14 protein-coding genes are annotated in these 13,656 nt (G+C 66.6%); 4 read left to right on the top strand and 10 right to left on the bottom strand.

What is annotated here, in order from left to right; translation table 11 throughout:
• The first annotated feature begins 68 nt into the window (after positions 1-68).
• From adiC to QP457_RS13260, 4 genes are all read left to right on the top strand, one after another.
• On the top strand, positions 69-1,421 hold the full coding sequence (gene adiC / locus QP457_RS13275) for an arginine/agmatine antiporter (protein WP_205404434.1): 1,353 nt from the start codon (positions 69-71) through the stop codon (positions 1,419-1,421).
• A 20-nt stretch (positions 1,422-1,441) separates the two neighbouring features.
• A complete protein-coding gene (locus tag QP457_RS13270) occupies positions 1,442-3,730 on the top strand; it encodes an Orn/Lys/Arg decarboxylase N-terminal domain-containing protein (protein WP_205404435.1) in 2,289 nt (762 codons plus the stop codon).
• A gap of 28 nt (positions 3,731-3,758) precedes the next feature.
• Positions 3,759-4,661, top strand: a complete 903-nt coding sequence (locus tag QP457_RS13265; protein WP_205404436.1) for a cation diffusion facilitator family transporter — start codon at positions 3,759-3,761, stop codon at positions 4,659-4,661.
• A 114-nt stretch (positions 4,662-4,775) separates the two neighbouring features.
• Positions 4,776-5,210: a RidA family protein gene (locus QP457_RS13260; RefSeq protein WP_049464364.1), complete on the top strand. Its 435-nt coding sequence runs from the start codon at positions 4,776-4,778 to the stop codon at positions 5,208-5,210.
• Here QP457_RS13260 and QP457_RS13255 read toward each other — a convergent pair.
• The 10 genes from QP457_RS13255 to QP457_RS13210 all read right to left on the bottom strand — a co-directional run bounded on the left by QP457_RS13255 (position 5,207) and on the right by QP457_RS13210 (position 13,649).
• Complete coding sequence (locus QP457_RS13255; protein ID WP_205404437.1) at positions 5,207-5,920, bottom strand: energy transducer TonB; 714 nt, start codon at positions 5,918-5,920, stop codon at positions 5,207-5,209. The two genes, QP457_RS13260 and QP457_RS13255, sit on opposite strands and share 4 nt — an antisense overlap.
• Positions 5,913-6,713: a ChaN family lipoprotein gene (locus QP457_RS13250; protein WP_205404438.1), complete on the bottom strand. Its 801-nt coding sequence runs from the start codon at positions 6,711-6,713 to the stop codon at positions 5,913-5,915. The genes QP457_RS13255 and QP457_RS13250 overlap by 8 nt, the downstream gene beginning before the upstream one ends.
• Positions 6,700-9,174: a TonB-dependent receptor gene (locus QP457_RS13245; RefSeq protein ID WP_205404476.1), complete on the bottom strand. Its 2,475-nt coding sequence runs from the start codon at positions 9,172-9,174 to the stop codon at positions 6,700-6,702. The genes QP457_RS13250 and QP457_RS13245 overlap by 14 nt, the downstream gene beginning before the upstream one ends.
• A gap of 79 nt (positions 9,175-9,253) precedes the next feature.
• A complete protein-coding gene (locus QP457_RS13240; protein WP_205404439.1) occupies positions 9,254-10,177 on the bottom strand; it encodes a FecR domain-containing protein in 924 nt (307 codons plus the stop codon).
• The gene (locus QP457_RS13235) at positions 10,174-10,683 is read right to left on the bottom strand and encodes an RNA polymerase sigma factor (protein WP_205404440.1); all 510 of its coding nucleotides are present in this window, start codon (positions 10,681-10,683) and stop codon (positions 10,174-10,176) included. Before QP457_RS13235 ends, QP457_RS13240 begins: the two co-directional genes overlap by 4 nt.
• Positions 10,684-10,824: 141 nt before the next feature.
• Entirely contained in the window at positions 10,825-11,364 is a 540-nt protein-coding gene (locus QP457_RS13230; protein WP_099784561.1) for a hypothetical protein, read from the bottom strand.
• Positions 11,361-11,888 carry a hypothetical protein gene (locus QP457_RS13225; protein WP_205404441.1) on the bottom strand — a complete coding sequence of 176 codons (528 nt, stop codon included), beginning with the start codon at positions 11,886-11,888 and terminating at the stop codon, positions 11,361-11,363. Before QP457_RS13225 ends, QP457_RS13230 begins: the two co-directional genes overlap by 4 nt.
• 68 nt (positions 11,889-11,956) lie before the next feature.
• On the bottom strand, positions 11,957-12,181 hold the full coding sequence (locus QP457_RS13220; RefSeq protein WP_032975245.1) for a hypothetical protein: 225 nt from the start codon (positions 12,179-12,181) through the stop codon (positions 11,957-11,959).
• Positions 12,166-12,879 (bottom strand): glutamine amidotransferase, encoded by a 714-nt coding sequence (locus tag QP457_RS13215; RefSeq protein ID WP_205404442.1) that lies wholly within the window; start codon positions 12,877-12,879, stop codon positions 12,166-12,168. Before QP457_RS13215 ends, QP457_RS13220 begins: the two co-directional genes overlap by 16 nt.
• Positions 12,876-13,649, bottom strand: a complete 774-nt coding sequence (locus tag QP457_RS13210) for a YggS family pyridoxal phosphate-dependent enzyme (protein WP_205404443.1) — start codon at positions 13,647-13,649, stop codon at positions 12,876-12,878. The genes QP457_RS13215 and QP457_RS13210 overlap by 4 nt, the downstream gene beginning before the upstream one ends.
• Between the last annotated feature and the right edge of the window lie 7 nt (positions 13,650-13,656).

Below are 13,656 nucleotides of genomic sequence, written 5' to 3'. Positions count from 1 at the left end.
CAGCACGCCAGCGTAGCCATTCCCCACGCCCGGGTTCACCGGGCCCATGCCAGGTACAGGAGATTGTCATGGCAGAAGCAAAGAAAATCGGGGTGGTCGGAGCCACCTTCCTCGTCGCCGGCAACATGATGGGCTCAGGGGTGTTCCTGCTGCCCTCCAGCCTGGCCAAGATTGGTACCGCCTCGATATGGGGTTGGCTGATCACCACCGCCGGGGCGCTGCTGCTGGCGTTCGTGTTCGCCAAGCTCGGCAAGCTGGCACCCAAGGCAGGCGGCCCGTATGCGTACGCGCGCGATTGGTTCGGGCCGTACATGGGCTTCCAGACCAATACCATCTACTGGTTCGCCAACTGGATCGGTAACGTGGCCATTCCCATCGCGGCGGTGGGCTACTTCAGCTACTTCTTCCCGATCCTGTCCGAGCCACTGGTGCGCTGCATCGCGGTGCTGATCCTGGTGTGGGCGCTGAGCTTTGCCAACATGATCGGCCCAGCATTCGTCAGCCGCGTGCAGACGGTCACCACCAGCTTCGCGCTGGTGCCGATCCTGGGCATCGCCATCTTCGGCTGGTTCTTCTTCGATGCTGAGATCTTCAAGGGCGCCTACAACGTGTCCGGCGAATCGAACTTCGGTGCGATCTCCAGTGCCGCGGCGTTGACCCTGTGGGCCTTCATCGGCGTGGAGTCGGCGTCGGTGACGGCAGGCGTGGTCGAGAATCCGGAGAAGAACGTGGCCCGCGCCACCCTGGCCGGTGTGTTCCTGGCCGCCATCGCCTACATCGCCAGCTCGTCGGTGATCATGGGCATGGTGCCCAACGGCGAGCTGCAGGTGTCCGACGCGCCGTTCGCACTGGCAGCGGCCAAGGCCGTGGGCGGTTGGGGTGGTGCGCTGGTCAGCCTGTGTGCCTTCGTCGGCGCCGCCGGTTCGCTGGGCGGCTGGATCCTGCTGACCGCGCAGAGCGCCAAGGCGGCGTCCGATGATGGCCTGTTCCCGAGCATCTTCAGCAAGACCAACAAGGACGACGTGCCGGTCAAGGGCGTGCTGATCGTGGCCGTGCTGATGACCCTGGCGGTGCTGGTGACCTCCACCTCGAAGACCGCCTCGGCCCAGTTCGACGTGATCACCTCGGCAGCGGTGGTGCTGACGCTGCTGCCGTACATCTACTCGTGCGTCGCCTGCTATTTCGTGGTGGAACGTTCGCACACGCTGGTGCACACCGGTGCGTTCTGGACCCTGACCAGCCTGACGGTCGTGTACTGCCTATGGGCGATCTATGGCTCGTCGGGAACGATCGTGCAGTACGCCTTCCTGTTCGTGCTGTTCATCACTGTGTTCTATCCCTTCTTCAGCGAGGAGCGTCGCCAGCAGCGGCAGCGTTCCCGCGAGGCGGCGGCGATTTCGGCCGGCGCGCAGCGTTCCTGAGTTAGACAAGGAGAATCAACGTGTATTTCAAGTCCCTGGATTATCCGGTCATCGTCATTGATGGTGACTACGATTCGCCGCGCATCGGCGGCATCCTCATCCGCGCGCTGGTGGAAGAACTGCGCAGCAATGACCAGCGCGTGCTGTGCGGCCTGAACCTGGATGACGCCCGTGCCGGTGCCCGTACCTACGTGGCCGCTTCGGCGGTGCTGATCTCGATCGACGGCAGCGAGGAGGTCGATGGCGAGTTCCAGCGCCTGACCGCCTTCCTGCGCGAACAGAGTGCGCGCCGCGCCAATCTTCCGGTGTTCCTGTATGGCGAACGACGCACCATCGAGAAGGTGCCGAGCAAGCTGCTCAAGTACATCCACGGCTTCATCTTCCTGTTCGAAGACACCAAGAGCTTCATCTCGCGGCAGGTGATGCGAGCAGCCGAAGACTACATGCAGAACCTGCTGCCGCCGTTCTTCAAGGCGCTGATCCATCACGCCGCCGAGTCGAACTATTCCTGGCATACGCCGGGCCATGCCGGTGGTGTGGCCTTCACCAAGTCACCGGTCGGGCGCGCCTTCCACCAGTTCTATGGTGAGAACACGCTGCGCAGCGATCTGTCGATTTCAGTGCCGGAACTGGGCTCGCTGCTGGACCACACCGGCCCGATCAAGGATGCCGAGAACGAGGCCGCGCGCAACTTCGGTGCCGACCACACCTTCTTCGTCACCAACGGTACGTCGACGGCCAACAAGATCGTGTGGCACGGCACTGTGGCCCGCGGCGACGTGGTGTTCGTTGACCGGAACTGCCACAAGTCGCTGCTGCATTCGTTGATCATGACCGGCGCGGTGCCGGTGTATTTCACGCCCAGCCGCAATGCACACGGCATCATCGGCCCGATCAGCCTGGACCAGTTCACTCCGGAAGCACTGCAGCAGCGCATCGCCGCCAATCCGCTGGCCAGCCAGGCCTACCAGGCCGGCTCCAAGCCGCGTATCGCGGTGGTGACCAACTCGACCTACGACGGCCTGTGCTACAACGCCGAGAAGATCGCTGAGGAGATCGGCAGCGCGGTCGACTTCCTGCATTTCGACGAGGCCTGGTATGCCTACGCCGCATTCCATCCGTTCTATGAAAATCACTACGGCATGGCCAAGGGCAAGCCGCGCGAGCAGGATGCGATCATCTTCACCACGCACTCCACCCACAAGTTGCTGGCCGCGTTCTCGCAGGCGTCGATGATCCATGTACGCAACTCGGCCAGCCGCGACCTGGATGCCGAGCGCTTCAACGAAGCGTTCATGATGCATACCTCGACCAGCCCGCACTACGGGGTGATCGCCGCGTGCGATGTGGCCTCGAAGATGATGGAGGGCGATGCCGGTCGTTCGCTGGTGCAGGAAATGCACGACGAAGCGATCGCTTTCCGCCGTGCGATGCTGCACGTACGCGACGATCTGGGCCGCGATGACTGGTGGTTCAGCGTGTGGCAACCGACGAAGGTCGAGCGCAGCCTGGACAAGCGCGATACGCCGGCGCCGCTGGTCGCCAAGCGCGAGGAATGGTACCTGCAGCCCGATGCGCATTGGCACGGGTTCGAGAACCTGGTCGATGACTATGTGCTGATCGATCCGATCAAGGTGACCCTGCTGACGCCGGGCCTGTCGATGGACGGCAGCATGGGCAAGCTGGGCATCCCGGCTGCAGTGCTGAGCAAGTTCCTGTGGGGCCGCGGCATCACCGTGGAGAAGACCAACCTGTACTCGGTGCTGTTCCTGTTCTCGATGGGCATCACCAAGGGCAAGTGGAGCACGCTGGTTACCGAACTGATGGCGTTCAAGGAGCTGTATGACCGCAACGCGCCGCTGAGCCAGGCCTTGCCGTCGCTTGCCGCCGATTACCCCCATGCCTATGCCGGCTGGGGCCTGCGTGACCTGTGTGACGCACTGCATGCGTTCAACCAGGAGTTCGCGGTGGCCAAGGTGATGCGCGAGATGTACGTGGACCTGCCGACACCCGTGATGACCCCGGCCGATGCCTACAACCACCTGGTGAAGGGCGAGATCGAGCGGGTCGACATCGAGCAGGTCAGCGGCCGTATCGCTGCGACGATGCTGGTGCCGTACCCGCCAGGCATCCCGACGATCATGCCGGGCGAGCGCTTCGGCGACCGCGACGAGCCGATCATCCAGTCGCTGCGCATCGCCCGCGAGCAGAACGCGCGCTTCCCGGGCTTCGAGTCGGACGTGCATGGCCTTATCATCGAGCGCGATGGCGACGTGCCGTCCTACAAGGTGGAGGTGCTGAAGGCCTGAGCCGGTACGGTCGGCCCTTCGGCGAACGATGGATACCGCGCGCGAGCAACGCATCCTGAAGTTCTCGATCGGGGTCACCGCGGCGGTCAGCGCGGTCGGCTTCATCGGTGGCCTGCTGGTGGGATCGCAGGCCATCCTGTTCGACGGCATCTACAGCCTGGTTGACGTAGCCCTGACCCTGGTGTCGTTGTCGGTGCTGCGGCTGGTGGCGCGGGAACACAGCCCGCGCTTCCAGTATGGCTACTGGCACCTGGAGCCGATGGTCGAGGCGCTGGGTGGAGTGATCCTGTCGTTGGCCTGCGTGTACGCGCTGGCCAATGCGGTGATTGGATTGACCACCGGCGGGCACGAAGTGAAGTTCGGGCCCGCGCTGTGGTGGGCGGCGTTGCTGAGCGCCAGCAACCTGGGCATGGCCGCGTTCGTGGCGCAGCGTGCCCGCAGGTTGCAGTCAGCATTGCTGTGGCTGGATGTGCGGGGCTGGCTGCTGGGTGGACTGATGAGCCTGGCGGTGGTGCTGGCCTTCGTGTTGGCGCTGGCGCTGCACGGTGGGCAGTGGCACCACTGGGTGCCCTATCTGGATTCGATCGTGCTGGCGTTGATCAGCCTGGCGGTGTTGCCGGTGCCGGCGCGCAGTGCGTGGAAGGCCATGCGGGAAGTGCTGCAGGTGGCACCCGATGACCTGGACGAGCGCGTGCAGCAGGTGATGCAGGCATTCGTGGCCGAGCATGGCTATGCCGGCTTCACCAGCCATGTCGCGAAGATGGGGCGCATGCGGTTCATCGAGATCCACATCCTGACCTCCCCGTCGACGCCGCTGGGCACGGTGGGTGAGGTGGATGCGATGCGCGATGAGATCGCGGTGCGGATGGACGCGCGAAGCAGCACGTTCTGGCTGACTGTCGATTTCACCGCGGACCCGGCATGGACCTGATGTTGTTGCAGCCGATCGTTGCATGCGGTGGGCCGCTCTGTTGCATGCAATAGGTTTGACCTCAACAGCAGTTGAGGTAGCAGACTGCCTCGCATTCCCCACGAGGCATGCGGTATGAACCTGTTGACCACTCCGGACTTCAGCCATGGCCTGCTGGATCTGTTCGATCCCCCTGGCCTGCACGATCCCAGTGCCAACGGATACTCGCACGTGGCGGTGGTGCGACTGCCAGCGCGGGTGATCCATATCGCCGGGCAGGGTGGTGAAGATGATCAGGGAAACCTGTCACCCAGCTTCGAGGAGCAGGTGTCGCAGGCACTGGACAATCTGCAGACCGCGCTGCGCTCGGCCCATGCGGATCTGACCGATGTTGCGCGACTGCGGATCCTGGTGGTCGACCACGATGAGGATCGCCTGGGCATCATCGCCCGGCAGGTGCGGCGGCGCTGGGCCAATCGCCCGGCACCGACCTGCACGCTTATTCCGGTGCCGCGGCTGGCGTTGGACGGAATGCTGTTCGAGATCGAGGCCGAGGCCTACAGCGCCTAGCGCAGGTAGTACTCCACCGGCACCACCAGTTCCTGCGGAGCTGGCAGCTCTTCTGGAATCCGCGGCAGGGGCTGCGCGCGCCGGAATGTCTGCAGCGCACTTTCATCCAGCATCGGTTGTCCGCTGGGCTGCTCGAGGCGCAATGCCAGCAGGTGGCCGTCGCGGCTGATGCTGGCCCTGACCCATGCGGTGCCCTGCTGGCGCCGCGACCTCGCTACGGCGGGGTAGTAGCGGTAACGCTCCAGCCGCGCCATCAGGCGGGCTTCCCACTGGTCGCTGGCGGCGCCGGCCTGGAAGTCCGCCGGTGGTGCGTCCGGGGCGGGCGGTGCGGCCGTGATCGATGCCGGTGCGGAACGGGCATCGGTCGCGGCCGCTGGCGGGGCCACGGGCAAGGGCTGGTGGCCGTCGCCATTCTTCTCGCTGGCGGCGAGGTTGCCTTCGGGTGCCGCCGTGGCGCGTGGCGGCGGGGGTGCTTTGCGTGCTTCGGCCGCCCGCGATTGCTGCGCCTGGCTGGGGCGCTCGGCCTGCAGTTCTTCCACCGGCTGCGGTGGTGTGGCCGGTGCCAGCAGGCGCAGGCTGATGCGCGCGTCCTGTTCGGGAGGCGGTGGCAGCGGCGGAGTGGACACCCAGTGGACGAACAGCAGCAACGGCAGCAGGTGCAGGCCGATACTGATCGTCACCGCTTGCCAGTGCTGCCGACGCTCACTCATCGCCGACCACCCACAACAGATCAGCGTCATCTCTCGCCACATCTTCGTCGACTGATGCCAGCACGATCACCAGCACTGGCGCAGAGGTTGGCAGATGGCCGGGCACGCCGGTGCCACGCAGCACATGCCAGCGGCCGGCGACGAGCAGGGCGGGTGCCGGCGACTGCATCAGCATCCGTGCCATCCGCGTGTCGCGTGCGTGCTGAACGGCGAGCATGCCATCGAGCATGGGCGCAGCGTCGGCGTGCTGGGCCAGCACCACCGCTGACAACCGTTGCCGCGCGCCGTCGGCCGGGAACACCACCTCGGGCGATGACGCCAGCAGCGTATTGACTTCAGCGCGCGACAGGTTGCTGCCCTGCAGGCGGATGCCGCTATCGGTGACGATCTGTACCAGTCCGCCATAGCGTGTCCAAGGCCAGCGGGGATCCCAGTCCAGCAGTTCGGCCAGCCGTTGCGATTCTACCCGGTTGCCCTTGTCCAGCCAGCGCTGCACACGCTGCAGTCGGGGCTGGCGTTCGCTGGCGATCATCTCCAGCACCAGCGCACCCTGCGGACGCTTCTGGTGCAATGCCTGCAACAGCCAACGTTCTGCCTCATGGTCGGCGTCGATATCGTGACGCTCGCCGAGCAGCACGCGCTCGGCGGCGGCAACCCGCTGCACGAACGCGGCCGGATCCAGTGCCGTGCCACTGGCCAGGTCGATCACCTTGCCGGGCATCGGCTGCGCGTTGGCTGCCGCCGCCAGCGCGATCAGCCCCAGCGCCAGCCAGCGCCGGCTAGAACGCCACATTGACGCCCACCGAGACGGTACGGCCACGGCCGTTGCCGCGGTCCAGGATCGGGCTGAAGATGCTGTCGATGGAGGCGTTGTTGTCATAGGCCTTGTTCTGCAGGTTTTCGATGTTCAGCCACAGTGTGGTGTTGGCCTGTGGCTTGAAGCTGGCATAGAAGTCCAGCAGCACGCCGGTGCCGCCGGTCTTGCGGGTCTGGAAGAAGTCGTAACCCTCTTCGGTGGGGCCGGAGTACTCGGCGCGCACACCGGCCTGCAGGCGCTGCTGCCACCAGCGGCCGCCGACATCCAGCGTCCAGTAGCGGTCGGGCAGGGCGGTGATGTCTTCCAGGTTGACGAATTCGATGGCCGGCGCGCTGGTGCGCGAGCGGGTCCAGCTGAGGGTGGCGTGGTAGTGCTCGCTGGCGTAGTGCGCTTCCAGTTCCAGGCCGCGCATGCGCACCACGCCGGGATGGTTCATCCAGCGCGTGGTGGTGCTGAAGTCGTCCACCTCCAGGCTGTCGGTCCACGCGTTGAGCTGCGGGTCGCTGTCGATCGGTACCACGAACGGTTCGACTTCCGGCGGATGCACGATCAGCAGGTACTGTGGCTTGATGTAATCGCGGATGCGGTTGTCGAAGCGGGTCAGGCACAGCTGCACCAGGTCGCCGTCGACCAGCAGCGAGCTGGCGCTGAGGTTGGCGCCGAACTGCAGGTTGCGCGAACGCTCGCGGCGCAGGAAGGGGTTGGCGCCGACGCCGTCGGCATCGCTCATGCCTTCCAGCGGGATCTTCTCGAAGAACATTTCCTGCACGCGCGGCGGCCGCGAGGTGCGCGAGACTTCGGCAAACAGCTGCAGCCAGTCAGTGGCCTGCACCGACAACGAGAGGCTGGGGCTGAGCGCATGCTGGGTGCGATCGACGTCGATGCCACCACCTCCGATCTCCAGGCATTGCCCAGGCACATCCGAGCAGGTGGGGACGTGGCCGCGGATGTTGTAGCGGTCCTGGCGCAGGCCCGCCGACAGTGCGTAGGTGTCGTACTGCAGCTCCAGCGTGGTGAACACGCTGTCGAGTTGGCTGCGCCCTTGTGGGTTGGCGCCACGCAGGGTGGGGGTATCGGCAACGAAGATGTCCGACTGGTGCTTGATGCCGGTGTTCCAGCGTGCCTGTACGGCGCCGAGGTCGAAACGGCTGGTGTTGTCCACGTTCCAGCTGCTCAGGCTGCTGTGGGTACGCCGGCCGATGTAGCTGGAATCTTCCACCGGCGGGTAGAACAGCCGGGTCTTGTTGGCGGCGAAACTGGCGCGCAGGTCGATCCACGGCGAGTAGGGCGTGTAGTGGTAGCTGGCGCGCTGGTTGCGAGCGGAAATCTGCCAGGGATAGTTGTGGTAGAAGTCGTTTTCATAGCGCATGTGGCTCAGGTCCAGGCGGTGCTGGTCGCTGGGCTGCAGGCGCGCCTTCAGCAGCCAGCTGCTGGGCTGCTGGCTGCCGGGGTCGGCATCGTTCTTCTGGCCATGGGAGGTGGCGTATTCGCTGCTGCGGCTGCTGCTGGCGGCGGCCAATAGGCCGAACTGGCGATCGCCGCCGTCTTCGCTGTGGCGCCAGGCACCGGCGAAGGTACGTCCGCTGCCATAGCCATTGTTGCCATGCCGATAGCCTGCACGCAGTCCCCAATCGCGGCCATCGGAGACCAGGTCTTCGATGTCCAGGGTGCGGAAGTTGGCACTGCCGGCCAGCGTGCCGGCACCCTCGCCACCACTGACCGCGCCGCGCTGTACGTCGACGCCTGCCAACAGGAACGGGTCCACGTAGGCGAACGGGCCGCCCGAACCATGGCCGGCGTTGTTGCGGAAGGTCTGGGTGACGACGTCGATCATGGTGTTGACCCGGCCTGCGCCGGCCATGCCGCGGATGTTGACCTGCAGGCCGGGCTGGCTGCGCGAGTGGAAGCTGTGCGTGCCGGGCATCGAGCGCAGCAGGCTGTTGCCGTCCTGGCGCTCGGCCATGGCGACCCGCTCGCTGCCGATCTTCGGCGCGAAGCCATCCTGCGTGGCCGGAATGTACTGGCTGGCACCCGTGCCCGGTGTCGTGGCATGGGCAGTGCGCCCCTGCACGCGCAGCGGGCCGGTGTGACGGCTACCGTCGCCGGTGCTGGCCGGCGCCGGTTCGAGGGTGGCACGGCGTGCATCGATGAAGCGCGCGCGCAGGCCACTGCCGGCCAGCAGCCGTGCCAATGCCTGGGTGTCGTCGAAGTCACCCTGCAGGGCGGGTGCGCTCTGGTTGGCTGGCAGGGCACGGCCGATCACCAGATCGACGCCGCTGAGGCGGCTGTAGGCGTCCAGCGCGGTGACCAGCGGCTGGGCGGGAATATCGTAGCGGCGGGTTGCGCTGGCCTGCGCCTGCGCGTTGGCCGCAAGCACGGGGGCGATACCGGCGCAGGCAAGAGACAGCGCAAGAACAAGGGGGCGGTGGGACAGCATCGTGGGCTCCAGGGAGTGACGCAGTGCGTCGTCACCCTGGGAAGACGCAGCGGTGGCCCGGATGTCAGGGTCGATGCGTTCAGCGTGCATCGGACGATGCCTTCGCCGGCAGCCACACCTGCAGGTTGGGCCCGATACGGACAACGCGCACGTGCAGTTCGGCGGCCAGCTGGTCGCGGCTGCGCGCGGCCGTATCCGCGTCGGCCAGCACCGTGACCGGCTGCCGCCGCAGTGCGTCGCCGGCGATCCAGGTGCGGCCGCCGTGCCAGCGATCCAGATCCTGGACAACGTCAGCCAGCGGCGCGGAGACCCAGGCCAGCCGGCGTTCGCGCCATGCCAGCTGCGCCGGGGCTGCTGCAAGCGCGGCCGAGGGCGCCGTGCCATCGAAGCGCAGCTGCTGGCCGGCGGCCGCTTCGCTGCTGCCCGAGCCACTGTCCACGCGCACCTGGTGTTCGGTGACGGTCACTACGCTGGCATCGCCGTTGACCGCGATATCGAAGGCAGTACCCAGCGCCGTGACCGTACCGTGCGGCGTATGCACCTGGAACGGACGGTCGCGATCAGGTGCGACCTGGAACCAGGCCTGGCCGTGCCGCAGCTGCAACGCACGCCGGTTGGCATCGATGCGCACGCCCAGTTCGCTGTCCGGCGAGAGCTGCAGGCGAGAACCGTCCTGCAGGCGCACCTCTTCGATTTCGCCTGATGCCGTGCGCAGTGTCTGTTCCGGCGGGAGGGCGTTGTGCCGGGTGTAGAGGCCGAGCGCACACAGCAGCAGCACGGCGATGCCGGCTTCGCGCAGGCGCCGGCGCTGGCGACGCTGCTGTTGCCGTTGCAGGCTTGGCAGTGCTGCACCGGCCTGCCACAGCCGCAACAGGTGCTGGTACTGCGCCGCGTGGCGTGGATCGGCCTCGTACCACTGGGTGAAGGCAGCTTCGTCGCGCTGTTCGTCGTGCGCATGCAGCCACCAGCGCGCTGCCTCGCGGGCAATCGGATCCTGGCTCATGCGGTCGGCACCTGCTGCAGGGCCACCAGCGCGCGCAGCAGATGGCCATGCGCGGTCTGCCGGCTGATGCCGAGCTGGCGGCCGATGTCGGCCAGGCTGAGCTGTTCGACGCGCGCCAGCAGGAACACCTCGCGCGAGCGCGGCGGCAGGGCGGCGATGATCGCATCGAGGTGGCGCAGTTGTTCGGCATCGAGCAGGCATTGCTCGGGCAATGGGGCGGGATCGGCGATGGCCTGCAGCTGCGCGTCATCCAAGGCCTCTTCGCGACGGCGCTGGATCAGGCGATAGTGGTCGGCGATCAGGTTGTGGGCGACGCGATACAGATAGGCGCGGCCATTGCCGAGCAGGCCGCTGGCGGCGACTTTGACGACACGCAGCCAGGTTTCCTGGACGACATCATCGGCGTCACTGCGTTGTGGGAGTTTGCGACGGACGTGGGCGTGCAGCGGCCGGTAATGGGCGGCGCACAGCTGCGCGACATCCGTCGATTCGACAGGCGTGGGCACGGGGCGGGCGAAGGCTGGGGAAGGGAACAGCCCGCGGCGGCAAGGGCAGCGGCATTACCTTACAGTAAAGGAGAATCATTTGCATCTATGGGCGAGGAGGCAGGGTGCCGAGCGGATGTGCGTTGGCGGGTGCAGAGAGCGCTACGGCGAGCGCGCAGCGTTGGCCATCTGCAGCAGCAGTCTGTGGGCAGGGAAAAGGCGCAGGGTGGAGTAGCGGGCGCGGTAGTAAGCATCCCAGTAGCTGGCGGCGCGTTGTCGGCAGAGGTCGAAGAAGGCGTGGTTCTCGCTGATGAGCGCGGCATAGCGCTGCAGGCCGGTGTGCCGCGCCTGGATCGCCACGGTTGATGCGATCTCGTCTACGTACTCACCCAGCAACGCGAGATGGAAGGCATGCACCCAGGGCATCGGCGAGGGCCCCAGCGTCTCGATCGCACGTTGCCGTACATGTCCGTCGCAGTGACGCGAGAGCAGGCAGAGGCAGAGGGCGCGCGTATCACCCTGCAGTTGGGATGCGAGCCGGAACAGGTCCGTGGCGTCGGCGTAGATACGATAAGGGAACCGCAGCAGTTCTCCTTCGATGATGAGGCTTCGTTCACCATTGCCCGACAGGTTATCGATCCGGCCCAGCCGTTGCTGAAGGTCGGTGCAGGTTGCCTGCAACACGCGGGGAACGTCGATCAACGCGACGGTTCCGCCAGCGTGATGCCGCGATAGTCGCAGTGGATCTGCAGGCTCTCCGTGGCGTTGGGGTGCAGATCGAAGCCGCATCGCTGCAGTGCATCCTTGGCCGCTGCAACGGCGTCGGCATGGCGGCTGACGCGCTGCTGCTGCCAGCGCAGTGGAGTGAACACGCCCAGCGGAAGCAGGCGCAGGCGCTGGCCGTGCAGGATCAGCGAGACATCCACATGACGCCCGTCCAGATCGTGGCCATTGGCGCCGAAGATGGCGTCGATCTCATCATGGCGATGCCGATAGCAGCAGCGGAACACGGCGATGCCCAGCCGCCGGACCACGCGCCGGAAGCCGCCCAGCTGTCCCTGGCTGCATTCGAAGCCGCGGGTGACCAGCAGACGCAGCGTGGACGGCAGCAGGGCCTGCGCGTCGAGCAGGCCCTGCAGAACCTCGGCCTCGACGATGACCTGTGACGCGGGCCAGCGTGGGGCAATGCGCAGGCCGTCGATGGTGCCGCGTGACAGTTTCAACATGCGTGAAGCTTCGCATGGGAGTGGGTAGCCGGGTAGTGCCGGCCGCTGGCCGGCACCTGGCGCGATGGTCAGAGATCGCGGTACTGGATCTGCGCGGCCAGCACGCGCAGGCCATCGGCGGTGCTGGAGAGGATGCGCTCCTCGCCGATGCCCTTCTGCCGTTGCAGGGTGAAGCCTTCGGCAGCGGGCAGGCGTGCGGCGATGGCATCAATGCGTTGCAGCGCGTTGGGACCGTCGCAGTCGACATGGCCCCAATGGATGCCGTTGTGCTGGATGGTCAGGCGGTAGTGCATTGGCGGGTCTCCGGCAGGTCGTGCAGCCACTGATGGAACATCGCGGTCGCCGCGGCGGCGAGAGGCCCGCCGTAGCGGCGGGCCTGCGTGCGCAGGTCGACGGGATCGATACCGGCCGCGGCCAGTTCCAGCGCATGGCCGATCAGCCAGCGCTCGAACTGGCGCGCATCCAGTTCGGGATGGCATTGCAACGCGAGTGCATGGTGGCCGATGGCGAAGGCTTGGTGGCGACAGGCGGGCGTGCTGGCGAGGCGTCGCGCGCCCACCGGCAGCTCGAAGGCTTCGCCATGCCAGTGCAGCACCGGGATGCCCTGCAATGCCTGCAATGGCGAGCGCTGGCCTTCGTCGGTGAGCAGCAGCGGTGCGAAACCAATTTCCTTGCCGCCGGTGGGGGCGACGCCAGCGTGCAGTGCGCGCGCCATCAACTGGGCGCCGAGGCAGATGCCGAGCGTCGGCCGCTGCTGCTGCAGCCGACGCTGCAGCAGCGCGATGCTGTCGGCGAGGAACGGATAAGCCGCTGCATCGTTGACGCTGATCGGCCCCCCCAGCACCACCAGCAGATCGGCATCTTCGGCGGCATCGAGTGCATCCACGCCTGCCTGCAGGACCTGCACCTGCCACCCTTGTGCGAGCAGCAGCGGGTGCAGGGTGCCGAGATCTTCAAAGGCCACGTGCTGCAGAGCAACAGCGTGCTTCATGCCGGTGCTCCCGGAACGGGCCAGTAGAAGCTGTCGGGCGTGGAGCGTGCACCGAAGATCGCTTGTCCGACACGGACGACGGTGGCGCCTTCCTCGATGGCGACTTCAAAATCACCGGACATGCCCATCGACAGCTGCGACAGGTCGAGTCCAGCCGGCGCCGTCTGCTGCAGCTGGTCGCGCAGCTCGCGCAGGCGCACGAAGCAGGCGCGTACGCGTTCTACCTCGGGGGTGAAGATGGCCAGGGTCATCAGGCCACGCACGCGCAGGCGGTCGAAGGCGGGCAGCTGCTGCACGAAGTCGGCCACCGCGGCCGGCTCCAGGCCGTATTTGCTGGGCTCGGCCGAGGTGTTGACCTGTACGAACACATCCAGCGTGCGGTTCTCCAGCAGCAGCCGCTGCTGCAGCACCTCGGCCACGCGCAGGCTGTCCAGCGCCTGGAACTCGCTGGCGAAGCGTGCGACGTAGCGGGCCTTGTTGGTCTGCAGGTGGCCGATGACTGACCAATGCACGCCAAGGTCGGCCATGGCCTCGGCCTTGCGCTGCGCCTCCTGCACCTTGTTTTCGCCCAGCTCGTGGCAACCGGCGGCTACGGCCATGCGGATGCGCGCTTCATCGACGGTCTTGCTGACCGGCAGCAGGCGCACGCTGGCCGGATCACGACCGGCGCGGGCACAGGCGCTGGCGATGCGCTGGCGCACGGTGGCCAGGTTGGCGGCGATCTGTTCGACGGACTGGGCGACGGGCCAGTCGGCGGGGGCGAGGGACATGGGGCAC

Origin of the sequence: Stenotrophomonas sp. As-7, assembly GCF_030291015.1 — a bacterium.
Taxonomy (GTDB): domain Bacteria; phylum Pseudomonadota; class Gammaproteobacteria; order Xanthomonadales; family Xanthomonadaceae; genus Stenotrophomonas; species Stenotrophomonas lactitubi.
This window is presented reverse-complemented; position numbering and strand designations above follow the sequence as displayed.